At 44.6% G+C, this 941-nt stretch carries 2 protein-coding genes and 1 pseudogene; 1 reads left to right on the top strand and 2 read right to left on the bottom strand.

Annotated elements, in window-relative coordinates:
- A partial coding sequence (locus R7040_RS25110; RefSeq protein ID WP_318097373.1) for a BON domain-containing protein occupies window positions 1-305 on the top strand: 305 nt, incomplete at its 5' end.
- Between the two features lie 60 nt (window positions 306-365).
- On the opposite strand, the gene sspB is transcribed toward R7040_RS25110, so the two are convergent.
- Window positions 366-848: a ClpXP protease specificity-enhancing factor gene (gene sspB / locus R7040_RS25105; RefSeq protein WP_005458208.1), complete on the bottom strand. Its 483-nt coding sequence runs from the start codon at window positions 846-848 to the stop codon at window positions 366-368.
- A 16-nt stretch (window positions 849-864) separates the two neighbouring features.
- Window positions 865-941 (bottom strand): annotated as a pseudogene (gene sspA, locus R7040_RS25100) (stringent starvation protein A); the annotation flags it as partial.

Here is a 941-nt window from a genome sequence, read left to right as displayed (position 1 = left end):
CAACCAAGGTTAAATCGGCTCTATTAACCGACTCAGACCTCAATGGCGTTAAAGTCAAAGTCATTACAGAGGATGGTGATGTATTTTTGTTTGGCTATGTAACCGCTCAGCAAGGTGAACGCGCGACGGAGATTTCGCGCAATATCTCTGGCGTAAAACAGGTGATCAAAGGGTTCCAATACGGAGACGCAGAACCAGTTAAAGTCGATTTACCTAGCGACGGTGTGACAACACAGACACAGACACAGACACAGACACAAGATGATAGTGATCCAGATGTCGAGACGTTTACCATCAGTGACTAAACGATATTGAAAAACTTGAAACCGAAGTATAAAAAAAGCAGCGTTAACGCTGCTTTTTATTTACTTAATCACTCTTAAGCTTGGTCGACCTTTAGGACGAGGAGCTTCTTCCTCTTGGGATTCTGCACCAATCTCCTCAGAAGTTTCTTCCGTCACCGCCTTAAAAGATGGTGACAAATCTTCTTCTTCAATCGTTTCTTCTTCGATGTGCGTGTACGCTTCTTCTGGTTCAAACATTGTTCCAGCACCGTTTTCACGAGCATAAATCGCTTGAACTGCATACACTGGCACGATCACTGAGTGTGGTCGGCCACTAAAACGAGCATGGAAGGTAATCGCATCATTACCCAACTCTAAGTTACCAACGGCACGAGGAGCAATATTCAAGATAATCTGACCATCTTGAACAAACTCAACAGGCACACGCACACCCGGCATAGTTGCATCAACAACCAAGTGGGGAGTTAAGTCATTGTCTACTAGCCAATCGTAAAATGCGCGAAGCATATACGGGCGGCGAGCAGTCATTTTTGCAATATCCATAACGTCTCTAAATCGCTTAGCGAACTAGGCGCATTTCACGTTCAGCTTCAGTCAAAGAAGCAAGGAATGAATCACGCTCAAATACGCGGTTCA

It is taken from the genome of Vibrio sp. 1069, from assembly GCF_033340555.1.
This window is presented reverse-complemented; position numbering and strand designations above follow the sequence as displayed.

Bases quoted from the DNA above. Each gene is read 5' to 3' on its own strand.
- sspB (WP_005458208.1), bottom strand. From the start codon at position 848: ATGGATATTGCAAAAATGACTGCTCGCCGCCCGTATATGCTTCGCGCA.